The sequence below is a fragment of the Bradyrhizobium sp. STM 3843 genome (genome assembly GCF_000239815.1).
Lineage (GTDB): Bacteria > Pseudomonadota > Alphaproteobacteria > Rhizobiales > Xanthobacteraceae > Bradyrhizobium.
In genome coordinates, this window is sequence record NZ_CAFK01000348.1 from 13,938 (window position 1) to 37,778 (window position 23,841).

A 23,841-nucleotide genomic window follows, 5' to 3' on the forward strand; every position below is an offset into this window, starting at 1 on the left:
AGCCTTATTGCCCGAGCCGCTCGATCAGCGCCGGCGCGTGCACTTGGTCGGCCTTGTAGTTGCCGGTCAGCGTGTACATCACGATGTTGACCCCGGCGCGGAACGCAAATTCGCGCTGCCGCGGTTCGCCCGGCACCAGTGGCAGCATCGCCTGACCGTCGGGGCGGATCGCCCAGGCGCCGGCGAGATCGTTCGAGGTGATGATAATCGGCGAGACGCCATCGCCGCCGCGTGCGGGGCGCGTTGCGCTCTCATCCTCGTCCTCCTTCGGCAGCGCCTCGACCCAGGTCTGGCCGGTGGTGAAGCGGCCCGGGAAGTCACGCAGCAGATAGAACGTCTTGGTCAGGACATGCTCGCGCGGCACCGGCTCGAGCTCGGGCACGTCGAGTGAGGATAGAATGTCGCGCAGCGACTGCATGCCCGGGGTCTGCGAGCCGTTGTCGCCCGGCGCCGCCTCGACGGCATCGCGGGTGTCGAAGATCACGGTGCCGCCCTGCTTCATGTAGGCGTCGATCTTGTTGATCGCGTCCTGCGGCGGCTTCGGTGCGCCCGGTACGATCGGCCAGTAGATCAGCGGGAAGAAGGCGAGCTCGTCATGCGCCGGATCGACGCCGACGGGATCGCCGGCTTCGAGCGCGGTGCGCTGCGCCAGGAACAGCGTCAGCCCGGTCATGCCGGCCTTGACGATCGAATCCACGTCGGCATTGCCGGTCACGACATAAGCGAGCCGGGTCTGCGACGTCGCACGCATCGCGAAATCATCGCTCGCGGCGTCGGCGCGCGCCGGCGACGGGACGCCGATCGCGAACATCGCGCCGGTTGCCAGCAGCGCGACCGCGATCGCGGCCGGTGCGGCGCGCCGGCGGATCAGCGCGGCCAAACCGCCACCGATCAGCGCCACGATGACTGCGTCGATCAGGAACAGAAGCAGCGCGGTCGAGAGCAGCATGCCGCGCAGATCACGCGGCTCGGCATTGGTGTAGCTCGCGCGTCGCGCCGAGAGGCTCGATGTATCAAGCGCCAAGATGCGATCGGCGGGGCTGAGCGTGTTCACGGCAGTGGGTCCCTCGGCAGGGCCGTAGAAGCCGGGTGGATGATCCAACGAGGCGCGGTCCTGGAAATTTGCCGGCAACGGCTTGGCGGTCGACGGCGGCGGCCCGAACGCGCCAAAGCCGTCGAGCACATGAAGCGGAGCCAGCGTCGCCTTGGCGGCTTCGCCCGCCGGGCCAGCACCCGGCGTCGCCGTGTAGCCCGACATGTCGACGATCCGTCGCAGCATCTCGACCATGGCGCCCGACATCGGCAGATCCGACCAGCGCATGTCGGCGCTGACGTGGAACAGCGCGAGCACGCCCTTGCCGCGGCGCTCGCCGGTGACGAGCGGCGTGCCGTCTTCGAGCGACGCCCAGCTCTTGGTCGCCAGCACCGCATCGGGCTCGGCCAGCACCTGCCGGCTGACGGTGACGTCCTTCGGCACAGCCAGGCCGGCGAACGGACCGTCGGCGGCGAAGGCCGCAAGATGCTGTGGCTTCTCCCAGGTCAGGCTGCCGCCGAGCGTGCGACCGCCGCGGCGCAGCTTGACCGGCACCAGATCATCGTCGCCCTGCGCGAGCCGCGGCCCGGCAAAGCGGACCAGCACGCCGCCATTGTCGATCCAGGCGTTGAGGCGGTCACGCAGCTCCGGCGACAGGGTCCCGACATCGGCCATCACGATCATCGGCACCTTCTGGTCCAGAAACTGGCTGATGACCTGCTGCGGCGCGCCGCGATCGCCGAGCCTGAGGTCGGCAAAGGGCGCCAGCGCCCGGGTCAGATAGAAGGTCGGTGCAAGCAGCGGCTGCGCGGTGTCGCTGGTGGCGCCGGAGACGATGCCGACGGCACGGCGGCGCCAGCGCTTGTCGAGCAGCTGCACGGCGCCCGCCGAGCGCTCGCCTGCGATCTCCAGCCGCGTGATGTCGTTGCGCAGTTCGACCGGCAGATCGAAGCTCGCCTCGGTCTCGTGCTCGCCGGCCGTGAAGCTGAAATGAGCGTCACCGATCGGCGAACCCTTGGCGTCGAGCGCGCGCACGATGCCGCCCGGCACGCTCAGATCGGCGCGCAGCACCTTCACGGTCATCTTCGCGGCGGCATTCTCCGCGCCGGCCAGCGCCAGCGGCGACAAGGTGCCGCCCTGGAAGATGGTCAGCGGACGTTCGCCGATGGTCTTGCCGAGACCGGCGACGAACTCGCTGCCGCGGCCGGGATCGACGCCATCGGACAGCCAGACGATCTCGGCGTCCCCGGTCGCTTTCAGGAAGCGATCGAGCATCGGCAGCGCGTCGGCGCGCTCGGCGGTGAAAGGTTTGGGCGCGATCTGGCGCAGCGCGACGCGCGCCGCTCCAGCCGGCATCAATGTGATGTCGCGGGCCGGCTCCGAGAGCGGCACCAGCGCAACGCCGCGGCGGTCGGCGTCGGCATTCGCAATGACCTCGTCGGCGGCCTTGATGCGTGCATCCCAGCTCGCTGCCGCGCTCCAGCTGTCATCGAGCAGCAGCACCAAGGGCGCCTTGCTGCCCGCGGCCTCTGTGCGCGGATTCCAGATCGGGCCTGCGGCGGCGAAGATGACCAGCGCGGCCGCGATTAGCCGCAGCAGAGTGAGCCACCAGGGCGAGCGCGAGGGCGTCTCTTCCCGCGGCGTGATGTCGAACAACAGCCGCGTCGGCGGAAACTCGATCCGCCGCGGCCGCGGCGGCGTGATCCTGAGCAGCCACCACAGCACCGGCAGGCTGACCAGGCCGATCAGCAGCAGCGGTTCGGTGAAGGAGAGCGGCAGGCCCATCATGCGTCAAATCCTGATGTGCCAAGTCCCGAGGTGCCAAGTCCCGAGGCGCCAAGTCCCGTTGCGCCAAGTCCTGTTGCGCCGAGTCCCACTTTGACGTTGCCGCGGACGCCACCTTTGCTGGTGGTCATGCCGGCGTGGAGAAACAGCAGGAGTTCGGCCGCCGAGCGGCTGGTCGTGTGAGTCGTGAACAGCCAGTCGAGCTTGCCGGTCTCGGCGCGGATCTGGTCGCGATGCAGCGCGACGCGGGCGACGTAATCTTCGGCCCAGCGCTCGGCGCGTCCCGCAATGATGACCTCGCCGCCTTCAGGCTCGACGAATTCGACGCGACCGGAATAGGGGAAGCTCTCCTCGGCCGGATCGACGACCTGCACCATCGTACCGTGCGCGCCCGACGCGGACAGGCCTGCCAGCATGGTTCTTATCTCGGCAATCGGTGACCAGAAATCGGACAGCACCACGATCTCGGCGAGCGCCGACGGCACGAAGGCGGGCGGCAGGCTCGGCCGGTCGGTCTCGTCATGCAGCATCGCCTGGGCGATCCGGTCGATCACGCTGCGGCTCGCAGTCGGGGTCAGCAGGCCGGGAATGCCGACGCGCTCGCCGCCGGCGACGAGCAGCTCGGCCAACGCAAAGGTCACGATCAGGGCACGTTCGAGCTTGCTGTCGCGCGCGCCTTTCGACGCAAACGTCATCGAGGGCGAGCGATCAGGCCAGATCCACACCGTGTGCGCAGCCTCCCATTCCTGCTCGCGCACATAGAGATGATCGTCCCGCGCCGAGCGCCGCCAGTCCACCCGCTGGGACGGCTCACCGGAGATGAAGCGGCGATATTGCCAGAAGTTTTCGCCTGGACCTGAACGCCGACGCCCATGCAGGCCGTGGATGACGTTGGCCGCGATCTGACGGGCTTCGAGCACCAGGCGCGGCAGAGAGGCGGCAAGCGTTCGACTTTCGCCGTCGGCACGCCGGATCGCGATGATTTCCTTGTCGGCGGGCTCTCGCGTTGCGGCCATCAACCGATCCGGCTCCTGAGTTGCCGGATCACGTCCGGAATGGTGCGTCCTTCGGCGCGCGCCGGGAAGGTCAGCGCCATGCGGTGCTTGAGCACGGGCTCGGCGAGATCGAGCACGTCATCGATCGAAGGCGCAAGACGGCCGTCGAGCAGCGCGCGGGCGCGAACCGCGAGCATCAGCGACTGGCTGGCGCGCGGACCCGGGCCCCAGGCAATCAGCTTGCCGGTTTCGCCCGCGTCAGGCCCCGGACGGGCCGAGCGCACCAGAGAGAGGATCGCCTCCACCACGGAATCACCGACCGGCAGGCGGCGCACCAGCCGCTGCGCCGCGATCAGCGCGTCCGCGGTCATCGCCGCTTTCGCGACGCTCTCCTCGGCGCCGGTGGTCTCGAACAGGATGCGCCGTTCGGCCTCGCGATCGGGATAGTCGACGTCGATTTCCATCAGGAAGCGGTCGAGCTGGGCTTCGGGCAGCGGATAGGTGCCTTCCTGCTCGAGCGGATTTTGCGTCGCCAGCACATGGAATGGCTTCGGCAGATCATGACGCGCGCCGGCAACCGTGATGTGCTGCTCCTGCATCGCCTGCAGCAGCGCCGATTGGGTGCGCGGGCTGGCGCGGTTGATCTCGTCCGCCATCAAAAGCTGCGCAAAGACGGGACCGGCGATGAAGCGGAAGGAGCGCTTGCCGGCCGAGCTTTCGTCCAGCACCTCGGCGCCGAGAATGTCCGAAGGCATCAGGTCGGGGGTGAACTGGATGCGCTTGGCGTCGAGTCCGAGCGTCACGCCCAGCGTCTCGACGAGCTTGGTCTTGGCGAGGCCGGGGACGCCGATCAGGAGCGCATGGCCACCGGAGAGGATCGTGACCAGGGTGTTTTCCACCACTTTGTCCTGGCCGAAGATGACGGCGGAAATGGCTTCCTTCGCTGCGCGAATCTGGCCTGAAACCTGTTCGGCCGACCTGACGATCGCGTCTTCGAGCTTCTCGGCACTCTCAGCCATTCCGTCTCTCCTTTGCCCCGCAGCCTTTAAGTCTTTGACCGCCGATCCGCTCCATTTTCTGATGAAGCGGCTGCCAGTTTGCGCGAAGGCCCTGTATTCGTTGAGTTAAACTATCCCCATCTTATGGGCATTCCTGGGGATTGACGGCATCACGATGTGGCGACCTCTACTTCAGCTATGCACGTCCGGAACTTTCGCTAGCCGTTCAGCGATGAGATCTGCACCATTCGTGCCACTGCCGATACCGCAAACACCGATACCGCAAGCTCAGAGGAAACCATGGCGAACCAAGGGCAGACCACAGATCCTGCGACGGCTCCAGGCCTCGACCGCCTGACCGCCGCCGCCAGCACGGCCACCGCATCCGGAAAACTGCCTCCGGTGCATCTGTGGAATCCGCCATTTTGCGGCGATCTCGATATCCGAATCGCCTCTGATGGTAGCTGGAGCTACATGGGCACGCCAATCGGCCGGCCCGCGCTGGTGCGGCTGTTCTCAACAATTCTCAAGCGCGAAGGCAACAATTATTTTCTGGTCACCCCGGTGGAGAAGGTCGGCATTCGCGTCGATGACGCGCCTTTCATGGCCGTAGAAATGCGGGTAGAGCGAGACGAACGGGGCCGGCTGCTGCATTTCCGGACCAATGTCGAGGATTGGGTGGCGTGCGACGTGGCGCATCGCTTGCGCTTCGAACCGGGCGAAGCCGGCGGGCTCACGCCCTATCTGCACGTTCGCGCCGATCTTTGGGCCAAGGTCACCCGGTCGCTCTACTATGAGCTGGTTGACATGGGCGAGGAGCGGATGATCGATGGTCGTGCGGTGTTTGGCGTGGAGTCGGGCGGCGAATTCTTCCCGATGGCGGATGCGGAAGAGGTGAGGGCCGCAGGTTGAACGAGGCCATGGTGAGGGACAAGGCGGCTGTGCTCAGCTCGGCCGAGTTTTTCGAGCGCGGCCGCGACCGGCTGCGGTTCGACGTTCCGGCAGCGCTGCTCGATCCGGATCTCATTCCACAGAGCGGTGATGCCGGCACCGACCGCATGCTCGAGATCATCGCGCGGGAGCAGCCGATCCGCCCCGCAGCGGTGCTGATTCCGGTGGTCGATCATCCCGAGCCCACGGTGCTCCTGACCCAGCGCTCGGCGCATCTGTCCAGCCACGCCGGGCAGATCGCCTTTCCCGGCGGCAAGATCGACGTCACCGACGCCTCGCCGCTCGATGCCGCCTTGCGCGAGGCCGAGGAGGAGGTCGGGCTTGCGCGCGGGTTCGTCGATCCGATCGGCTATCTCGACGTCTATGGCACTGCGTTCGGTTTTCGCATTCTGCCGACGCTGGCGCGGGTGCGGCCCGGCTTCACGCTCAAGATCAATCAGGGTGAGGTCGACGACGCCTTCGAGGTGCCGTTGTCCTTCCTGATGAATCCGGCCAATCACCAGCTGCACAGCAAAGAATTCCGCGGCATGGAGCGGATCTATTACGCGATGCCGTTCGCGGAACGCTATATCTGGGGCGCGACAGCCGGTATCCTGCGGTTGTTGTATGAGCGGATCTACCTGTCATGATCCGCCCGGTGCTGACGGAAATCGGGATTTTCCTCATTCCCTTTGCCGTCTATGTGCTGTTTCTGCTGGCGACCCGCTCCGGGCTGTTCGTACCGGCCGCATGGCCCCTGGCCTTGATCGCGAAGCTGACCGTGGCGGCGCTGGTGCTGGTCATTGTGAGCCTGGTCATGCTGGCTGAATTTTCCGGCGCGCCGCCGAACTCCACCTACACGCCGGCGCATATCGAGAATGGCAGGCTCGTGCCCGGAGTCGAGCGATGACGGATGCGCGTGTGCTGGACGCGCCCTGGCTGAGATCCGGCCCCGCCGCGCGCGTACTGGCGCTCTTGAACTGCGTCGGCGAGGAGGCGCGTGTGGTCGGCGGCGCCGTGCGCAACGCGCTGCTCGGCATTCCCATCGGCGATATCGATATCGCCACCACGGCGCTGCCGACGGAAGTGGTCCGTCGCGCCAAAGCGGCCTCCATCAAGAGCGTGCCGACCGGCATCGACCACGGCACCGTGACGCTGGTGCTCGAAGGTCACCCGTTCGAGGTCACGACCTTGCGCTTGGACACCGAGACTTTCGGCCGCAAGGCCAAGGTCGAGTTCGGCCGCGACTGGGTCGGCGATGCGCATCGGCGCGACTTCACCATGAACGCGCTCTCGGTGAGCGCTGACGGCATCATCCATGACTATGTCGGCGGCCTTGCCGACATCGCCGCGCGCCGCGTCCGCTTCATCGGCGATCCCGCCCAGCGCATCGCCGAGGATTACTTGCGGATCCTCCGCTTCTTCCGCATCCATGCCGCCTTCGGTCATGGTGAGCCCGACCGCGACGGTTATCTCGCCTGTATCGCCGCACGCGCAGGATTGGCCACGCTCTCGGCCGAGCGGGTGCGCATGGAAATGCTGAAGCTTGTCGTCACCGATGGTGCGGTCGGTGCGATCACCGCAATGACGGATGGCGGCCTGCTGACGTCGATTCTGGGCGGCGTGGTCTATCTCGGTCCGTTCGCGGCGATGATCGAGGCCGAGCGGCAGTCGGCGCTTCCGCCTCACCCGATCCGGCGCCTGGCGGCGCTTGCGGTTGCCGTCACCGAGGATGCCCGCCGGCTCGGCACGCGGCTCAAGCTCTCCAATGCCGAGACCAAGGCGCTGGATTCGATGGGGCATCGCTGGTGGCGCTTCGCCTCGGCGGACGAAGCGCGGGCGCGGCGGCTGCTCTATCGGCTCGGCGAAGCGAACTACCGCGATCGCCTGCTGCTCGGCTGGGCGCGGGCGGGCCGCGATCGCAGCGATCCGCGCTGGTGCGATCTGGCGCTGTTGCCGCAGCGCTTCACGCCGCCGAAATTCCCGCTCAAGGCGGCCGATTTCATCGCCCGCGGCATCGCCGAGGGCCCGCTGCTCGGTCACGTGCTGACGCTCGCCGAGGACGCCTGGCTGGCCGCGGATTTCCCGCTCGATGAGCCGCGCCTGCACGCGATCGCCGATCAGGCCGCGGCGCGCATTCATCGCGACGGGCGGTCGTAGAGCTCCGGGCTATCTGCGCGCGCGACGGTCAACGTCAGGTCAGGGACACGGGCTCCGTCTCCGCCTCGATCGATGGCAGCGGCTCGCCGTGGAGCTTGGCCTCGAACGAACGCAATCGCTGATAGATCGAAATCAGCTCGACGATGGTGCTCCATGCATTCACGAGATACTGGAACGAGGTTCTGACCTGGGTGAATGCATTGAGGATCTGGTTCATCGCACCCAGCGTGATCTTGCCGGCAATGATCGTGGGCGCAAGCAGGACGTAGGGAAAGATAACGTCGGTCTGCAAGTAGACGATCCGGCCGACGTTGAAATACATGAAGTTGAGATAGAGCCGGAAATAGTTCCTGCGGATGTTGGCGAACAGCACGCTCAGGGTCGGCGGATCAGCGCGCGCCGGATCATCCTCGCCGAGCACGAGTTCTTTTCTATAGGCTGCTTCGACCCGCTGGTTGAAGAACTCGATCCCCGGGAGGCGGATGCCGATCAGCGCAAGCACGCCGGTGCCGAGCACCGACCAGATCACGGCGGCAAACACCAGCGGATACGGAATGGAGCCGATCAGCGGCAGCTCGGTGACATTGCTGGACAGCTTCACGAGAACCGGCAGGAAAGCCAACAGCGTCAGCACGGCGCTGATGAGGTTGACCCCGAGACCCTCCACGGTGCTTGCGAACCGCATCGTGTCCTCTTGCACGCGCTGCGAGGCGCCTTCGATCGCGCGCAGCCGTGGCCAGTTCGCAACATAGTAGTCGTTCATCGCCGTCCGCCAGCGGAATATGTAGTGGCTGACGAAGAAACGGGTCAGCACGCCGACCACGACTGCCACGAAAGCAATGCCGGCGAAGGTCGATAGCTGGCTGTAGAAGCGTTCGACGGTGACCGGAGCCGATTTGGACAGCGCAGCCTGCACCAGATCGTAGAACGGTCCGTACCAGCTGTTGATGGCCACGCTGACCTGCACCTGAAAATAGGTGGTGAACAGAATCAGCGAGGAGCCGAGGATGGACCAGTTTGCCCAGGGATGTGGGGCGAGCCGCATCCATGCGGTCGCGAAGATCGCCACGCACAGCACAAAATAGGCATCGAACCAAAGCGCTGGCGGCGCCCAGAACGTTGCCAGTCCGACCGGCTTTTCAGGGGCCTGAAACAGCTCGTTCGCATAGCCGTACCAGATCACCATCGCGAAAACGGTCCAGGCGACCGCAGAAAGAAAGAACAGCCTGGGTCGGGGGAAGAATGAGACGAACATGGTCCTCAGGGCGGTGAGGGCAGCCGACACTCATCGATGCGGCCTTGCTGCCCGGATGACGACAAGTACTCAGGTCCTGGTGCCCCGGCGCTCACTTTCGCATCCCTTTTGGAGCACTCTTCATCTGGAGCACTCTTGCGAATGTTGGGCCAGGGGAACAACGGCCAACTCATTTGTTGTGTGTAGCTGTGGACTTGACCGTTGCTACGGAAATCCCGGCCAAGGCGCGACCGCAAGTCCGCGATACCACGGATCACTCCTACGGATCACCGCAGGCAAAATGCAAGCCAATTCGAGGCCGCGGTCCGGCCCTGGAGCTCAGTCGACCAGCATTTTGGGACATGACGGGGCGCGCTTTGGTCTGCGCCTTCCTCACCGACACGACAATGATGGCTTGCGGGTGGAACGGCTTTGTCCACGTCCTTGTCAACGCATTGCCGAGAGGCCGCCATTGGCTACGCGTTCGATGCAATTGCAGTCCTTGCGCCCAACGGTGAGCTCCCGCTTGGCGCCAGCGCTATTTGCTGACGTTCGGCACCAGCTCGGTCAGCGAGCGGATGATGCGGTCGGGCCTGACAGTCGAGCCTTCGGGCAGGCCGTCGCCATGGACGTCGATCCAGATCGCGTAGATGCCGAGCTTCTGGGGCGCTACGATTTCCCATTCCAGATTGTCGCCGACCATCCAGGTGTCAGCAGGCCCGACGCCGAGCGCCTGCATCGCGTGCAGATAGGCGCGCTCCTCCGGCTTGCCGAAACCGTGCTCGCCCTCGATCTGGATGTGATCGAAGCGGTGCGCCAGTGCGAAGCGCTCGATCTTGGCGCGCTGCATGTCGGCGGCGCCGTTGGTCACCAGTGCGAGCTTGACGCCGCGCGCCTTCAATTCGTCGATCGCCTCATGCGCGCCGGGGAACACGAACATCTGCTCTTCGCGATAACTGGTAAAGCGGTCGCCGATGCGCACGGCGAGGTCGTCAGGCAGCGCGCGGCCGCCCGCCGCGGCGAGCGCTGCAAAGCCGCCCTTCACCACGAGCTGCCGCGCCTCGATCAGCTTCAGCCGCCATTCGGCGCCGGCCTTGGACCAGAACTCGCGCGCCGCGCCGGTGATCGCAGCAGCCACCATCTGCGCCTCGTAAGGGGCGATCTCATCGGCGAATTCAGTGGAGATGATGGTCCAGGCGAGCTCGGGTCTGGCATAGGCCGACAGGATGGTGTCGTCCATGTCGATCAGCATGGCGCGGGGCAGGGCAGGGGTCATCGGAGTTAAGTTTACGGCCATTTCACCTGGGGTGGCATCGACGACAGGATGGACTCGACATTGCCGCCGGTCTTGAGCCCGAAGGTGGTCCCGCGGTCATAGAGCAGGTTGAACTCGACATAGCGCCCGCGACGGATCAGCTGCTCCTCGCGATCAGCCTCGGTCCAGGGCGTCGAGAAATTGCGCCGCACCAGTTCGGGATAGATCGCAAGGAAGGCACGGCCGACATCCTGCGTGAAGGCGAAATCGGCGCTCCAGTCGCCGGAGTCATGATGGTCGTAGAAGATGCCGCCGATGCCGCGCGGCTCCTTCCGGTGCGGCAGATAGAAATATTCGTCGCACCATTTCTTGTACCACTCATAGTCGGCAACGGGATGGGCGCTGCAGGCTTTCTTCATGGCGGCATGGAAGGCGACCGTGTCCGGGTCCTCCTGATTGCGTCTGCGATCGAGCACCGGCGTCAAATCCGCGCCGCCGCCGAACCACGCTTTGGTTGTCACGACAAAGCGCGTGTTCATGTGCACGGCGGGCACATGTGGTGACCACATATGGGCGATCAGCGAGATGCCGGATGCCCAGAACCGCGGATCGTCCGCGGCGCCAGGAATCTGGCCGCGGAATTCGGGGCCGAACTCGCCATGTACGGTGGAGCAGTGCACGCCGACCTTTTCGAACAGCCGGCCATGCATCATGCCCATCACGCCGCCGCCGCCCTTGGCGCCGGAATGGTCGGTGCGCTCCCAGGGTGTGCGGACGAAGCGACCGGGCGCGCCCGGATAGAGCTCAGGAGGCGCCTCGTCCTCCAGCCGCTCGAAGGCCAGGCAGATGTCGTCGCGCAGGCGCTCGAACCAGGCTCGCGCGGTCGCCTTGCGGTGTTCGATTGCGGCGATGTCCATTGGCCTTCCCCTGACCGACCTATGCTTCGGGCCCATAATACGTGCAGGTCTCGCGGCAACTGTCGCGATGGACGCTGACCTTGGTGACATGGCCGATATGCCGGACCCGCTCGTAGATGAACCGCGACAGGTTCTCGAGCGTCGGCAATCCGATCGCCTCGATCTTGTTCAGGAACTTGTGATCGAGCATCTTCTGGATCTCGGCCAGGCGTTCCGTCAGCACGCCGAAATCCACCACCATGCCGGTGTCCGGATTGGTCGTGTTGCCGCGCACCGTCACCTCGGCGCGGAAGGAGTGGCCGTGGATCTCCTGGCTGGCTTCGCCGAGCGTCGTGATCGGCAGCGTATGCGCGGCCTCGAAGGTGAACGATTTGGTCAATTCCCACATCGTGAACGTCAAAATCCTCTATCTAATCCCGATCATCTTGTGCGTCTGCAGGCTGAGCCGCCATTGCGGATGCCGCATGCAATAGTCGATCGTGCGCGCGGTGTTCTCGGCCGCATCAGGCCCGTCCATCGGCTGCAGCGAGAAGCGCTCGAAGGACAGCCGCTCGAACTCCTCAGGCGCCGCGCCTCGTTGCGGGTACACCAGCTTCAATTCGTGGCCGTGACGGAGCTTCAGCTCCGTGCCCGCCTTCGGGCTGACGCAGATCCAGTCGATGCCCGCAGGCGGCTCCAGCGTGCCGTTGGTCTCGATCCCGACCGCGAAGCCGCGGGCGTGAAGGGCATCGATCAGCGCCGCATCCACCTGCAGCAGCGGTTCGCCGCCGGTCAGGATCGTATAGCGCTCGGCCTCGCCCCCTGTCCATTGCGCAGCGATGGTCTCGGCGAGCGCGTCGGCGGTCGCATAGCGGCCGCCGAGCGTGCCGTCGGTGCCGACAAAGTCGGTGTCGCAGAACCGGCAGACGGCGCTGTCGCGGTCCTGCTCGCGGCCGCTCCAGAGATTGCAGCCGGCGAAGCGGCAGAATACGGCGGCGCGGCCGGCATGGGCGCCTTCGCCCTGCAGCGTCATGAAGATCTCTTTGACCGCGTAGCTCACCGAAACTCCTTCGCGTTTTGCAACTCACTCCCGCAAGCGTTTGGTCGGGTGGGCCAAGCGACCTGTCCGCCATAGCCCGAAGGGCGACGGCGGAAGCGTGCCCACCGTTGATCCGCTAGCTTGGCAGGCGGTCACGCCACCGGCACCTCTGCTCTCCTATGGAGCGCAGATCAGGCCGCCCCATGCCGTGTCTGCCGGAGCGCTTCGCCGACCGCCATCGCCGCCGCCATGGCCACATTGAGCGAGCGCAGCCCCGGCTGCAGCGGGATCAAGAGCCGCGCATCGGCGATCTCCGCCACCTCCGGCGGCACGCCGGCACTCTCGCGCCCGAACAGCAGGATATCGTCCGCCCGATAGCCGAAATCCAGGTACGATCTTGCGCCCTTGGTCGTGAAAAGCAGCAGGCGGTGACCCCGCTCGGCCCGCCACGCTTCGAAGGCGGTCCAGGAGTCGTGTCGCAGCCACGTCACGTGGTCCAGATAGTCCATTCCCGCACGGCGGAAAAGCCGGTCGGAGACCGGAAAACCCGCCGGTTCTATCACATGTGCGGCCACGCCGAGGCAGGCGCAGAGCCGCAGAATCGTGCCCGTGTTCTGCGGAATGTCCGGCTGGTACAGCGCGATCTGCATGCGAACGAATCTCAGGGGCCTTGAGAAAAATGATGCCGAAAATCCGCTTGTCGCAGCGGATGTGGTGCATGGCGGGCGAAGGGGCCGATAGCGGGCTTGCGCTCGTATCGCAAGGGTGCCAATAGAACGATTCTGGACGGGGTGTTCCACCAGGGGCGGTGGAGCGCGCCTATTTCTGCCGCCGCGGGGGACGCGGGCGCCGGCAGGCATCTCCCGAAGACGTGGTTTGGACGTCGCTTGGGGCGGTTCCACCGGCTGCAACGATAAGAAAGGGTTGGAATCGTGACAGCGTCTACTGTGGACCATCCGACACGCCGGGATTTCCTGTTCGTCGCCACCGGGGCGGTGGCGGCCGTCGGAGGAGTGGCCACGCTCTGGCCGTTCATTTCCCAGATGAACCCTGATGCCTCGACCATCGCCGCCGGCGCGCCGATCGAGGTCGATCTCTCTCCCGTGGCCGAAGGTCAGGACATCAAGGTGTTCTGGCGCGGCAAGCCGATCTACATCTCCCACCGCACCAAGAAGCAGGTCGAGGAGGTGCGCTCAGTGCCGCTCTCCAACCTGCCGGATCCCGCCACCGACCAGTCCCGCACCAAGGATGGCCACGAGCAGTGGCTGGTTGTGATCGGCATCTGCACCCATCTTGGTTGCATCCCGATCGCGCATGAAGGCAATTACGACGGCTTCTTCTGCCCGTGCCACGGTTCGCAGTACGACGCCTCGGGCCGCATCCGCCAGGGGCCGGCGCCGCTCAATCTGCCCGTTCCGCCCTACCAGTTCGTTTCCGACACCAAGATCCAGATCGGCTGATCGGGCGCCTTGCCCGACAGCTTTACTGATCATGCCAAGATAATACTTCAGGAACGCATCATGAGTGGACCTTCCGACTACCAGCCGAGCCATCCTGCCGTGAAGTGGCTGGAACAGCGACTTCCGATCATCAGCCTGGTCCACTCATCCTTCGTCGCCTATCCGACGCCGCGAAACCTGAACTACTGGTGGACGTTCGGCGCCATCCTCTCGATCATGCTGGGCGTGCAGATCGTCACCGGCATCATCCTGGCGATGCACTACACGCCGCACGCCGATCTCGCCTTCCGCTCGGTCGAATTGATCGTGCGCGACGTCAACTACGGCTGGCTCTTGCGCAACATGCATGCGGCCGGCGCCTCGATGTTCTTCTTCGCCGTCTACATCCACATGTTCCGCGGCCTCTATTACGGGTCGTACAAGGCGCCGCGCGAGGTGTTGTGGATCCTCGGCGTCATCATCTACCTGTTGATGATGGCGACCGGTTTCATGGGCTACGTGCTGCCCTGGGGCCAGATGAGCTTCTGGGGCGCCACCGTCATCACCAACCTGTTCTCGGCCGTGCCCTATTTCGGCGAGAGCATCGTGACCCTGCTGTGGGGCGGCTACTCGGTCGGCAACCCGACCTTGAACCGCTTCTTCTCGCTGCACTATCTGCTGCCGTTCCTGATCGCTGGCGTGGTGGTGCTGCACGTCTGGGCGCTGCACGTGGTCGGCCAGAACAATCCGGCCGGCGTCGAGCCGAAGACCGAAAAGGACATGGTGCCGTTCACGCCCTATGCGACGATCAAGGACTTCTTCGGCGTCTCCTGCTTCCTGATCCTCTATTCCTGGTTCATCTTCTACATGCCGAACTATCTCGGCGACGCCGACAACTACATCCCGGCCAATCCGGGCGTGACGCCGGCGCACATCGTGCCCGAGTGGTATTACCTGCCGTTCTACGCTATCCTGCGCTCGATCCCGAACAAGCTCGCGGGCGTCATCGCGATGTTCTCGGCGATCATCGTGCTGGTGTTCCTGCCCTGGCTCGACTCGGCCAAGACCCGCTCGAACAAGTACCGGCCGCTGGCTAAGCAGTTCTTCTGGATCTTCGTGATCACCTGCATCCTGCTCGGCTATCTCGGCGCCCAGCCGCCGGAGGGCATCTATGTCATCGCCGGCCGCATCCTCACGATCGTATACTTCGCCTATTTCCTGATCGTGCTGCCGCTGCTCGCCCGCATCGAGAAGCCGCGGCCGCTGCCGAACTCGATCGCTGACGACGTGCTGGCCAAGACCGGCCGCGCGACGGCTCCGATGGTCTCAACGCTGATCGCGCTGTTCGTTGCCAGCACGCTGTTCGTCGGCGGCACCGGCCAGGCCCGTGCCGCCGAGAACCAGGAGACGCCGCCCTCGCTGAGCTGGTCGTTCGCAGGTCCCTTCGGCACCTACGACCGCGGCGCGCTGCAGCGCGGCCTGAAGGTCTACAAGGAGGTCTGCTCGAACTGCCACTCGCTGTCCTATGTGGCGTTCCGCAACCTGTCCGAGCCCGGCGGCCCCGGTTACTCGCCGGCCCAGGCTGCCGCCTTCGCTGCGGACTACAAGATCAAGGACGGCCCCAACGATGCCGGCGACATGTTCGAGCGTCCGGGCCGGGTCGCCGATTACTTCCCATCACCGTTCCCGAACGAGCAGGCGGCGCGCGCGGCCAATGGCGGCGCAGCCCCGCCGGACCTGTCGCTGATCGCCAAGGCCCGCTCCTATGAGCGCGGCTTCCCCTGGTTCATCTTCGACTTCTTCACCCAGTTCCAGGAGCAGGGCCCGAATTATGTCGCGGCGCTGATGCAGGGATTCGAGAGCACTCCGCCGGCCGGTGTCACGATCCCTGAGGGTTCGTACTACAACAAGTACTTCCCGGGCCATGCGATCAAGATGCCGCCGCCGCTGTCCGACGGCCAGGTGACCTTCGATGACGGCTCGCCTGCCACCGTGCAGCAATACGCCCGCGACGTCGCGACGTTCCTGATGTGGACCGCGGAGCCGCATATGGAAGCGCGCAAGCGGCTCGGCTATCAGGTCTTCGTGTTCCTGATCATCTTCGCCGGGTTGATGTATTTCACCAAGAAGCGGGTCTGGGCAGCCGCGCACTGACGCGCCTGGACCAAAATCTCACGATCTGAAAAAGCCCCTGCGGGGGCTTTTTTTGTCGGGGCAGGGCATTTCTCGCCGAGGCGGCCGCACTAGCCAGAATCCGCGCGAGTCAGATACAGCGGGGTGGTCCCATCCGGATCAGGCGCCTCGGCATGAAGACCGTCTCCCTCACCGTCTCGCAGGTTTTCGATATCGCCCTGAAAGCCTATGCCGCGGGCAAGCTCGGCCAGGCCGAGAAGACCTGCCTCAAGATCCTGTCGGCGGACCCGGCCTCCGCCATTACTCTCAATCTGCTTGGCGTGATCCATATGGCGCGCGGCCGCAACCAGCTGGCGCTCGCGCATTACGACCGGGCGCTGGCGTTGCGCCCGGACTTCGTGGAGGCCTGGAGCAATCGCGGCGCGCTGTTGAAGGCGATGGGGCGGCAGGCCGACGCTCTGGACAGTTTCGATCGCGCACTCGCCTTGCGCGCCGATCATGCCGGCGTGATCAACAACCGTGCCGGCGTGCTGCAGGAGCTCGGGCGGTTCGACGAGGCGCTGGCTTATTATGACCGCGCGCTGGCGTTGCAGCCGGCCTATCCCGAGGCGCTGAACAATCGCGGCGTGGTGCTGCAGGCCCTTGGCCGGCACGTGGAGGCGTTGGAGAGCTACGCCAAGGCGCTCGCGCTTCGCCCCGATTTCGTCGAGGCGCTCGTCAATCGCGGTCTCACCTACAGCGAGCTCGCGCGTTTCGAGGAGGCGTTGGCGGACTATGACGGCGCGCTGGCCCTGGAGCCGAAGCATGTCGATGTGTTGAACAACCGCGCCATCGCGCTGCGCCGGCTTGGGCGGCCTGAGGAGGCGCTGGCCAGCCATAGCGCCGCGCTGGCGCTGCGGCCGAAGGATCCGAAAGCGCTGGTCAGTCGCGGCCTCACGCTGCACGATTTGAAGCGCACCGAGGCGGCGCAGGCCGACTACGACCGCGCGATTGCGCTGCAGCCCGGCCATGTCGACGCCTTCGTCAACCGTGGCGCCCTGTTGCACGAGCTCGGGCGCCACGACGAGGCTCTGCGGAGCTTCGAGCGCGCGCTGGCGCTCCAGCCGGACAACGTCCACGCACTCACCAATCGCGGTGTCGTCCTGCACGATCTGGCACGCTATGGTGAGGCGCTGGCCGACCACGATCAGGCGATCTCGATCCAGCCGGGCGATGCCGCTGCGCTGAACAATCGCGGCGTCACCTTGCACAAGCTGCGGCGGCTTGAAGAGGCCCTGGCGAGCCAGGATCAGGCGATCTCGGCACGGCAGGATTATCCCGAGGCGCTGGTCAATCGCGGAATCATTCTGTACGACCTCAAGCGGTTCGACGAGGCGCAGGCCGACTACGATCGCGCGATCGCGCAGCGCGCGGATTACGCTGATGCTCACTTCCTCAAAGGTCTCGTCAGTCTCGTCACCGGTGATTTCGCGCAAGGATGGGCGGGCTATGAGTGGCGGCACCAGGCGCCCGTCGCGCGGCTGACTCCGCGCGCGCTGCCGCAGCCGTCATGGCGCGGCGAGGACATCGCCGGCAAAACCATCCTGCTGCACGGCGAGCAGGGCTTTGGCGACTCCATCCAGTTCTGCCGTTATGTCCCGCTGGTCGAAGCACGCGGCGCGCGCGTCGTGCTGGAGGCCGACACGCCGCTCGCGCGCCTGATGCAGACGCTTCGCGGTGCGCATGAGGTCATCGCCAAGGGCGATCCGCTGCCGGATGTCGACATCCGCTGTCCGCTGCCCAGCCTGCCGCTGGCGTTCGAGACCCGGTTGGACACGATCCCCGCCGATGGTCCTTACCTGTCGGCCCCGGACAATGCCGCGGAGGCCTGGGCGCCGCTGCTCGTCAACGCGCGCCCGCTGAAGATCGGGCTCGCCTGGGCCGGCAATCCCAACCATGTTCGCGATCGCGAGCGGTCGATGGACCTTCGCCATCTGCTGCCGTTGTTTGAGGTGAACGCGACCTTCGTGAGCCTGCAAAAACAGCTTCGTGACGGCGAGGCCGGGCTGCTGGCGCAGCACGGCGTTCTCGACGTCAGCGATCAGCTGCATGATTTCGCCGACACGGCGGCGCTGATCTCCCAGCTTGATCTCGTCATCGCGGTCGATACTGGCGTTGCGCATCTTGCCGGCGCGCTCGGCAAGCCGGTCTGGATCATGCTGACCCACGCGCCGGATTGGCGTTGGCTGCTCGATCGCGACGACAGCCCCTGGTATCCGACCGCGCGGCTGTTCCGGCAGGGCGACGGCCGCGACTGGGCCGGGGTGATCGCGCAGGTGCGCGCGTCGCTCAATGATGTCCACGCGCGCAGGGGCGCGTCGGCGGCGGCTTAGCGCTCGCGCCGTTGTCGGCCTGTCACACCTGTCCGCTAACCCGCGCGAGGACGTGACTGTGGCAGCGGTTGCCTGATCCGTCCGCAGCGGCCAGAATGCCGGCAAACCGTACCCCTCGAAACGTAGAACCGGAGGACATCCATGGGCACCGTCATCACCTTCAAGCGTCCGGATGGCAAGGATGCGAGCGGCTATCTCGCCAATGCGGCCGGTGGCAATGCGCCCGGCGTGGTCGTGATCCAGGAATGGTGGGGTCTGCAGGAGCAGATCAAGGGTATGTGCGACCGCTTTGCGCTGGCCGGTTTCGACGCGCTGGCGCCCGATCTCTACAAGGGCAAGGTGGTGCCTTATCACGACTCCGATGCCGCAGGCCGCGAGATGAACTCGCTCGACTTCATGGATGCGACCACGCAGACGGTCCGTGGCGCCGCGCAATATCTGGCGCGCAACGGCGCCAAGGTCGGGCTGACCGGCTTCTGCATGGGCGGGGCAGTGACGATCATCGGCGCCGCCAAGATCTCGGAACTCACCGCCGGCGTCGTGTTCTACGGCATTCCGCCGGAGCAGGCCGCCAAGCCGGCCGACGTGAAGATTCCGCTGCAGGGGCATTTCGCCAACAAGGACGATTGGTGCACCCCGGCCGCGGTCGATGCCTTCGAGAAGGCGATGAAGGCGGCCGGCAAGTCGCTCGAGCTCTATCGCTACGACGCCGAGCACGGCTTCGCGAACGAGCAGCGTGTCTCCGTGCATGACCGCGAATGTGCCGAGCTGGCCTGGGGCCGCGCCACCGCCTACTTCCACAAGCATCTGGGGTGATGCGCAGTCAGTCTGTGTGTCGTTAGCGCGGCAATCTCAACTGTCGTCCCGGCCTTGAGCCGGGACCCATACACACCGCCGACAGTCGTTTGAGCATGCTGGAGCCACAGCACAGCTCTCATCACAGCCCCATGTGGTTCTGGGTCCCGGCTCAAGGCCGGGACGACACCAATCGTGTGGCTTTCGGCCGACGACATCTCCCCGCACCGAAGTCGTCTTATCGCTCTGGGCTAAGCCGCGCGCGACAACCTCTCTTCGGTGCGCTTCGGCCGATCCGTCAGCAGCGACACGCCCCAGATGACGAGGCCGCAGATCGCGAGCGCAGCGCCGACCCACCCGGTCGCGGGGAAGCCGAGCCCGGCTGATAGCGCGAGTCCCGCGAGCCAGGGACCCAGTGCATTGGCGGTGTTGAACGCGGAGTGATTGAGCGCGGCGGCCAAAGTCTGCGCATCCTCGGCGACGTCCATCAGGCGGGTCTGCAGCACGGTGCCGAGTCCACCGCCGCAGCCGATCAGGAACACGACCGCTGCCAGCGTCCAGACACTGCCGGTCGCAAACGGATACAAAGCGAGCGCGAATGCGCTCCAGACCAGGGTCCCGCCGGCCGCGCGCATCACGCCGCGATCAGCCGCCCAGGCGCAGGCGAGATTGCCGATCGTCAGGCCAAAGCCGAACACCGTCAGCATCACGGGAATTGCCGATGGCGGCGCATGCGTGACCTCCAGCAGGGTCGACGCGAGATAAGTGTAGACGGCGAACATGCCGCCAAAGCCGATCGCGCCCGTGGCCAGCGTCAGCCACACCTGGCCGCGCCGGAGAGCGCCGAGCTCGCGCAGCGGGCTTGCGCCCTTCAGCGGCGCTCCATAGGGCGCATAAAGCCGCACCAGGGTCGCCGTCAGCAGGGCGAGCAGCGCGGCGAAGCCAAAGCTCCAGCGCCAGCCGATATATTGGCCGATCAGGTTGGCAAGCGGCACGCCGATCATGGTGGCGACGGTCAGCCCGGCAAGCACGCGCGAGACCGCCTGGCTGCGGCGCTCGCGCGGCACCAGCGATGCGGCAACCAGCGCGGCGACGCCGAAATAGGCCCCATGCGGTAGGCCGGCGACGAAGCGGAACGCCACCAGGAAACCGTAGCTCGGCGCCAGCCCCGAGAGCCCGTTGCCGACTGCGAACAGCAGCATCAGCGACACCAGAAGCGTGCGGCGTGCCAGCCGCGCTGCGAGCACAGCGATGACCGGCGCCCCGACGACAACGCCAAGCGCGTAGGCGCTGATGACATGGCCGGCGGTGGTCGCGTCGATGCCGAGATCGGGCGCGAAGTAGGGCACGAGGCTCATCGCGGCGAACTCGGTGGTGCCGATGGCGAAGCCACCGATCGCGAGTGCCAGCAGGACCAAGCCCGGATGATGGAGTTTGGCCACCCGCGTGTGCGCGGCAGCGGATTCAGCGATCATGTCCATGCGAGGCGATCAGCGCGCAAAGCAGCCATTGGATGCTGCGTGCCCGGCGCGATGGCCGGGATCGGGCACGATGACATGAGGCATGCGGTGTCCTTGGGAATTGACGGGCGCGGAACCGCGCGCTGGCAAACGTTGATATTGCGTCGCAATATGAGGCGCTCAGTCCTGAGAGGGAAGCCCGCACAGACGGGCGCCTGATATGCGCGGATCACAGGTTCCGCGGATGAAGCTTGCGGGCGGGGGCAGGGACAGTATCGCAGACGCTGGGAGTTGAGAGCGGCGAGCGAGCGCCGCCCGTCAGGCCGTCATATGCAGCCGGCGACCACCGTCGCGGGGCGTCTCACTCCGCAGCCTCCTCGTCGGCGACATTGCGGGTCTCATCGCCGCTCGGGCCGGCATCGTCTGATGGGCTACCGACAGCTGGTCGTCTTGCGGACCGACGCCCCAGCCGGTTGGCTTGGGCTTCGAGAAAGCAATCGAGCAGCGTCTGCTGCTTCGGGAGCGCATGCGACACAGGAGGCTGTTTGCCGCGAGCCATGGTGAATTCTTGGTAGCGGAAGATGGTTAAGGCATTCTTTGCGCCCCTATCGTAAATTGGCAACAGTGTTGCTCGGATATCGCCGTATTTCCGGTACTTTCCGCATCTATTGGCAACCACAAGTATGTGAACGGGCGGAGTTACATGCGCGCAACATGAGGTTGTCGGGTGGTCTCTGCAGCTCATGGCTGCGCTGGCGCCTGTTGCGATGCCGTCCGATTCGTGGACGTCAGCCGATTCGGCGGAACCGAGACGGCGGATCGCGACTGCCCTCGAACGCACCAATTCCCCACACCGGTCCATTTGCGCTGCGATTGCAATCGACGGTAGTGTTCCGGCTTCCGATGGAGGTGGGACATGAGCGTGGCCTTCGCGCTGGCCGGCCTGGGCGGGATGAACGCTCATGGCGCCGGTTTTCTCGACACCGCCCGGGCCTGGGGGATCGCGCCGGATCTGGTCACGGCGACCTCGGGCCAGATCATGGTTCTGGCGGAGTGGATGCAGGGGCACGACCTCCGCGCTCAGCTGATCTCGCCGCAACGCGCCGACGATCCCGTCGCCCAGGCCCGCACCGTGCTGTTCGGCTATCCCGGCGTGTTTCGGCCGGCCTATGCCGAGGCGCTGTTCCGCTTTGCGGCCGTGCCGGATTGGAGCGAAGGGCTGCTCAATGTGGTGGCCGATCGTCTGCTCCCGGCCCAGCAATATGTGCCGGTGCGGTCGGATGACGAGCTTGGCCACGTCATGACGGTCCTGAACGACAGCTCGGTCGGCGTCGTCTTCAACAGCTATGATCCGCGCTCCGGCGCAGGCCTGCTCTATGGCAACGACGTCGCGCGCCGGCTGTTGCCGCACCAGAAGGCGATTCCCAACACCCGCGCGGCCGCGGCGCTGCATTCGCTGGCCAAGCGCGACCTGCGCTACGCGACCGATGTCGAGCAGGAGCGCAAGATCCTGCCGATCACCATCGAGGCGATCAAATCGGCGCTGTGGCTGTCGCTCTACGGCTTCAAGAATCTACCGGGCGGACAGATGGACGGCGCCTATCACAGGTCCTCCATCATCTCCGAGCTGCACGGCTTCGATCGCATCTTCGCGGTGCGGCCGCTGGCCAATGGCTGGTCCGGCAAGGTACCGGCCAACTGGTTCGAGGTGCAGGACTGGACCTATGAGATGTGGTTCTCGGTCGGCTACAAGGCCGAGGTCGATACGCTCAAGCGCATCAACGACCTGATCGCCACCGGCCATCTCACCGATCCGAAATACAAGACGGTCGATCTGATCGAGATCCAGCCGGAAACCCCGGCCGGCTATTTCAACTACTTCGTCGAGCGCGGCGAGGTCTATGATAACGCGGTGAAGGCGACGGAAGAGAAGTTCAAGGAGCTGAGGTTGAGGGGGCCGGAGGCGTGAGCGCGGTAACGCCGCGAGGTAGCTCAACTCGGTGTGCATGCTGAAAAGACACCGCTCTCGAAAAGAAAATGGTCTGGTGCCGGACGGCATGGTCGAACAGACATGCTATCACCGGAAGCCGATGCAGCCTTAGACGAAGTCCATGAGTGCCCACCCATGTCCGATTTTCAATATCGGTCGCTGAAGTTGACCTGCTTTCTGTGCATTCTTAACTTTTTAGCATTCGTTGGCGTTGCGATTGCACTTGGCGGTGATGCCGTCAGCGGCAAGGCGGTCGGCGGACACTACTATCTCGCAAACAAAGGCAAGCTGACCGAGGTAAGCGCTGCCGTCTTTACCTATAGCCGATGGCACGTCGTCAGCATCTTCTTTACACACCCGCTCGCGATGATGATCGGCTACCGGCTGAAGAAGGAGAACGCGAGACGGAAGAAAGCATGGCCGGTGGCGGTCAGTTCGTGACGCTGAGATAGGGAATGAGCGTTCTAGCGGGTGCATGCGCCGAAAAACCAAATTCGTCAGCCGCCTCAAGCTGATTTGGGTTGTCCAGCCCGCGCCCCGAAAATATTCCGATTTCTATTTTTCAGAAATTGTGCTTATGTCGGCGTATCCCACCCCGGCACGAGGGGCGTATCGCGATCGTCACGACACGCGGGGTGGGATGCGGTGGGCGCTTCGGGCTGCAGCATGGCATTTGCCGTGCGGACGTACGGCGCGGGGCGCACGGCGAAATCGTACGGTCCTGGTCTCCCGACGCTGAGACTACGCCGGTGGTCATGATGATCCGCCGGTCACGGGGGCAAGAAAGCCCGGTCCCCGGGGAGAATACGTATAAGCCGTCAGACCATCGCGCAGGGAAGGCCGGGACGTCTCGGCCGAACCTGTGGTGACTGCCGCCTGCATTTTTTTCCGCAGGCGGGCCATGGGGGCGGCGAGCTCCCGGCCTTCCCTGCGCCCTCGCTTTCGAGAGGGCGGTTTCGATGATTATCACTCGGGCATGTCGTGTCGCGAGGACGCCTATGCACATCTTGTCGTCATCCCCGCGAAGGCGGGGATCCAGTACGCCGCGGCTCTTCGAGTGGAGCCGAAGCGCTGGTGGAATACTGGATGCCCGCCTTCGCGGGCATGACGTCGGTGAACGCGGATGCTCGCTTCCAGTCTCGATATGCTGTTTGAAATCGTTGACCCGGACATTTTTGATCAGGACCGCGACGTGGGCACGCTGCTCACCCTCCCCTGGAGGGGGAGGGTCGTCGCGCGTCGCGTCAGCGACGGGGTGGGGTGAAGCGGTGGACAATGGTGGATGTGGAGACGTNANCCCNCNCNCCNCNCNCNCNCGCGCGCGCCG

19 protein-coding genes and 1 pseudogene are annotated in these 23,841 nt (G+C 65.3%); 10 read left to right on the top strand and 10 right to left on the bottom strand.

Going from position 1 to position 23,841, the window contains the following annotated elements; all coding sequences use genetic code 11:
* Positions 1–4: 4 nt before the first annotated feature.
* The 3 genes and pseudogenes from BRAS3843_RS38310 to BRAS3843_RS38320 all read right to left on the bottom strand — a co-directional run bounded on the left by BRAS3843_RS38310 (position 5) and on the right by BRAS3843_RS38320 (position 4,832).
* Positions 5–2,821, bottom strand: a complete 2,817-nt coding sequence (locus BRAS3843_RS38310) for a DUF4159 domain-containing protein (protein ID WP_008974688.1) — start codon at positions 2,819–2,821, stop codon at positions 5–7.
* A 74-nt stretch (positions 2,822–2,895) separates the two neighbouring features.
* Positions 2,896–3,834, bottom strand: a pseudogene (locus BRAS3843_RS38315) (DUF58 domain-containing protein); the annotation flags it as partial.
* Positions 3,834–4,832: a MoxR family ATPase gene (locus BRAS3843_RS38320; protein ID WP_008974690.1), complete on the bottom strand. Its 999-nt coding sequence runs from the start codon at positions 4,830–4,832 to the stop codon at positions 3,834–3,836. The gene BRAS3843_RS38320 and the pseudogene BRAS3843_RS38315, both read right to left, overlap by 1 nt.
* 279 nt (positions 4,833–5,111) lie before the next feature.
* On the opposite strand from BRAS3843_RS38320, the gene BRAS3843_RS38325 reads away from it, so the two are divergent.
* The 4 genes from BRAS3843_RS38325 to BRAS3843_RS38340 are packed head-to-tail and all read left to right on the top strand — an operon-like array spanning position 5,112 to position 7,901.
* The gene (locus BRAS3843_RS38325) at positions 5,112–5,723 is read left to right on the top strand and encodes a DUF1285 domain-containing protein (protein ID WP_008974691.1); all 612 of its coding nucleotides are present in this window, start codon (positions 5,112–5,114) and stop codon (positions 5,721–5,723) included.
* Positions 5,720–6,391: a CoA pyrophosphatase gene (locus BRAS3843_RS38330; protein WP_008974692.1), complete on the top strand. Its 672-nt coding sequence runs from the start codon at positions 5,720–5,722 to the stop codon at positions 6,389–6,391. The genes BRAS3843_RS38325 and BRAS3843_RS38330 overlap by 4 nt, the downstream gene beginning before the upstream one ends.
* Entirely contained in the window at positions 6,388–6,651 is a 264-nt protein-coding gene (locus BRAS3843_RS38335) for a DUF6111 family protein (protein WP_008974693.1), read from the top strand. Before BRAS3843_RS38330 ends, BRAS3843_RS38335 begins: the two co-directional genes overlap by 4 nt.
* Positions 6,648–7,901 carry a CCA tRNA nucleotidyltransferase gene (locus BRAS3843_RS38340; RefSeq protein WP_008974694.1) on the top strand — a complete coding sequence of 418 codons (1,254 nt, stop codon included), beginning with the start codon at positions 6,648–6,650 and terminating at the stop codon, positions 7,899–7,901. The genes BRAS3843_RS38335 and BRAS3843_RS38340 overlap by 4 nt, the downstream gene beginning before the upstream one ends.
* A gap of 34 nt (positions 7,902–7,935) precedes the next feature.
* Here the strand turns inward: BRAS3843_RS38340 and sbmA are convergent, their stop codons facing one another.
* The 6 genes from sbmA to BRAS3843_RS38370 all read right to left on the bottom strand — a co-directional run bounded on the left by sbmA (position 7,936) and on the right by BRAS3843_RS38370 (position 12,975).
* Positions 7,936–9,156 carry a peptide antibiotic transporter SbmA gene (gene sbmA, locus BRAS3843_RS38345; protein WP_035984180.1) on the bottom strand — a complete coding sequence of 407 codons (1,221 nt, stop codon included), beginning with the start codon at positions 9,154–9,156 and terminating at the stop codon, positions 7,936–7,938.
* A gap of 517 nt (positions 9,157–9,673) precedes the next feature.
* Entirely contained in the window at positions 9,674–10,411 is a 738-nt protein-coding gene (locus BRAS3843_RS38350; protein WP_008974697.1) for an HAD family hydrolase, read from the bottom strand.
* Positions 10,412–10,422: 11 nt separating this feature from the next.
* Positions 10,423–11,307 carry an oxygen-dependent coproporphyrinogen oxidase gene (hemF, locus tag BRAS3843_RS38355; RefSeq protein ID WP_008974698.1) on the bottom strand — a complete coding sequence of 295 codons (885 nt, stop codon included), beginning with the start codon at positions 11,305–11,307 and terminating at the stop codon, positions 10,423–10,425.
* A gap of 19 nt (positions 11,308–11,326) precedes the next feature.
* Positions 11,327–11,695, bottom strand: a complete 369-nt coding sequence (locus tag BRAS3843_RS38360) for a 6-carboxytetrahydropterin synthase (RefSeq protein WP_035984181.1) — start codon at positions 11,693–11,695, stop codon at positions 11,327–11,329.
* Positions 11,696–11,713: 18 nt separating this feature from the next.
* A complete protein-coding gene (gene queE / locus BRAS3843_RS38365; RefSeq protein WP_008974700.1) occupies positions 11,714–12,346 on the bottom strand; it encodes a 7-carboxy-7-deazaguanine synthase in 633 nt (210 codons plus the stop codon).
* A 170-nt stretch (positions 12,347–12,516) separates the two neighbouring features.
* The gene (locus tag BRAS3843_RS38370) at positions 12,517–12,975 is read right to left on the bottom strand and encodes a tRNA (cytidine(34)-2'-O)-methyltransferase (RefSeq protein ID WP_008974701.1); all 459 of its coding nucleotides are present in this window, start codon (positions 12,973–12,975) and stop codon (positions 12,517–12,519) included.
* A gap of 279 nt (positions 12,976–13,254) precedes the next feature.
* Between BRAS3843_RS38370 and petA the strand changes: the two genes are divergently transcribed.
* From petA to BRAS3843_RS38390, 4 genes are all read left to right on the top strand, one after another.
* Positions 13,255–13,785, top strand: coding sequence for a ubiquinol-cytochrome c reductase iron-sulfur subunit (gene petA / locus BRAS3843_RS38375; protein ID WP_085967084.1), 531 nt, complete (start codon positions 13,255–13,257; stop codon positions 13,783–13,785).
* A gap of 60 nt (positions 13,786–13,845) precedes the next feature.
* The gene (locus BRAS3843_RS38380) at positions 13,846–15,918 is read left to right on the top strand and encodes a cytochrome c1 (protein WP_008974703.1); all 2,073 of its coding nucleotides are present in this window, start codon (positions 13,846–13,848) and stop codon (positions 15,916–15,918) included.
* A 152-nt stretch (positions 15,919–16,070) separates the two neighbouring features.
* On the top strand, positions 16,071–18,269 hold the full coding sequence (locus BRAS3843_RS38385; RefSeq protein ID WP_008974704.1) for a tetratricopeptide repeat protein: 2,199 nt from the start codon (positions 16,071–16,073) through the stop codon (positions 18,267–18,269).
* Between the two features lie 141 nt (positions 18,270–18,410).
* Positions 18,411–19,085, top strand: a complete 675-nt coding sequence (locus tag BRAS3843_RS38390) for a dienelactone hydrolase family protein (RefSeq protein WP_008974705.1) — start codon at positions 18,411–18,413, stop codon at positions 19,083–19,085.
* A 230-nt stretch (positions 19,086–19,315) separates the two neighbouring features.
* Here the strand turns inward: BRAS3843_RS38390 and BRAS3843_RS38395 are convergent, their stop codons facing one another.
* Complete coding sequence (locus tag BRAS3843_RS38395; RefSeq protein WP_244425570.1) at positions 19,316–20,539, bottom strand: MFS transporter; 1,224 nt, start codon at positions 20,537–20,539, stop codon at positions 19,316–19,318.
* 901 nt (positions 20,540–21,440) lie between these two features.
* Here BRAS3843_RS38395 and BRAS3843_RS38405 point away from each other — a divergent pair.
* A complete protein-coding gene (locus BRAS3843_RS38405) occupies positions 21,441–22,493 on the top strand; it encodes a hypothetical protein (RefSeq protein ID WP_008974709.1) in 1,053 nt (350 codons plus the stop codon).
* Between the two features lie 156 nt (positions 22,494–22,649).
* Positions 22,650–22,955, top strand: coding sequence for a hypothetical protein (locus BRAS3843_RS38410; RefSeq protein ID WP_008974710.1), 306 nt, complete (start codon positions 22,650–22,652; stop codon positions 22,953–22,955).
* Positions 22,956–23,841 lie beyond the last annotated feature (886 nt).

What these genes read in the sequence shown, in the direction of transcription:
- BRAS3843_RS38335 (WP_008974693.1), top strand. Translation starts at nt 6,388, where the DNA reads ATGATCCGCCCGGTGCTGACGGAAATCGGGATTTTCCTCATTCCCTTT.
- BRAS3843_RS38370 (WP_008974701.1), bottom strand. Translation starts at nt 12,975, where the DNA reads ATGCAGATCGCGCTGTACCAGCCGGACATTCCGCAGAACACGGGCACG.
- BRAS3843_RS38405 (WP_008974709.1), top strand. Translation starts at nt 21,441, where the DNA reads ATGAGCGTGGCCTTCGCGCTGGCCGGCCTGGGCGGGATGAACGCTCAT.
- BRAS3843_RS38350 (WP_008974697.1), bottom strand. Translation starts at nt 10,411, where the DNA reads ATGACCCCTGCCCTGCCCCGCGCCATGCTGATCGACATGGACGACACC.
- BRAS3843_RS38385 (WP_008974704.1), top strand. Translation starts at nt 16,071, where the DNA reads ATGAAGACCGTCTCCCTCACCGTCTCGCAGGTTTTCGATATCGCCCTG.
- BRAS3843_RS38380 (WP_008974703.1), top strand. Translation starts at nt 13,846, where the DNA reads ATGAGTGGACCTTCCGACTACCAGCCGAGCCATCCTGCCGTGAAGTGG.
- BRAS3843_RS38340 (WP_008974694.1), top strand. Translation starts at nt 6,648, where the DNA reads ATGACGGATGCGCGTGTGCTGGACGCGCCCTGGCTGAGATCCGGCCCC.
- BRAS3843_RS38395 (WP_244425570.1), bottom strand. Translation starts at nt 20,539, where the DNA reads ATGATCGCTGAATCCGCTGCCGCGCACACGCGGGTGGCCAAACTCCAT.
- sbmA (WP_035984180.1), bottom strand. Translation starts at nt 9,156, where the DNA reads ATGTTCGTCTCATTCTTCCCCCGACCCAGGCTGTTCTTTCTTTCTGCG.
- hemF (WP_008974698.1), bottom strand. Translation starts at nt 11,307, where the DNA reads ATGGACATCGCCGCAATCGAACACCGCAAGGCGACCGCGCGAGCCTGG.
- BRAS3843_RS38410 (WP_008974710.1), top strand. Translation starts at nt 22,650, where the DNA reads ATGTCCGATTTTCAATATCGGTCGCTGAAGTTGACCTGCTTTCTGTGC.
- BRAS3843_RS38390 (WP_008974705.1), top strand. Translation starts at nt 18,411, where the DNA reads ATGGGCACCGTCATCACCTTCAAGCGTCCGGATGGCAAGGATGCGAGC.
- BRAS3843_RS38310 (WP_008974688.1), bottom strand. Translation starts at nt 2,821, where the DNA reads ATGATGGGCCTGCCGCTCTCCTTCACCGAACCGCTGCTGCTGATCGGC.
- BRAS3843_RS38325 (WP_008974691.1), top strand. Translation starts at nt 5,112, where the DNA reads ATGGCGAACCAAGGGCAGACCACAGATCCTGCGACGGCTCCAGGCCTC.
- BRAS3843_RS38360 (WP_035984181.1), bottom strand. Translation starts at nt 11,695, where the DNA reads ATGTGGGAATTGACCAAATCGTTCACCTTCGAGGCCGCGCATACGCTG.
- BRAS3843_RS38320 (WP_008974690.1), bottom strand. Translation starts at nt 4,832, where the DNA reads ATGGCTGAGAGTGCCGAGAAGCTCGAAGACGCGATCGTCAGGTCGGCC.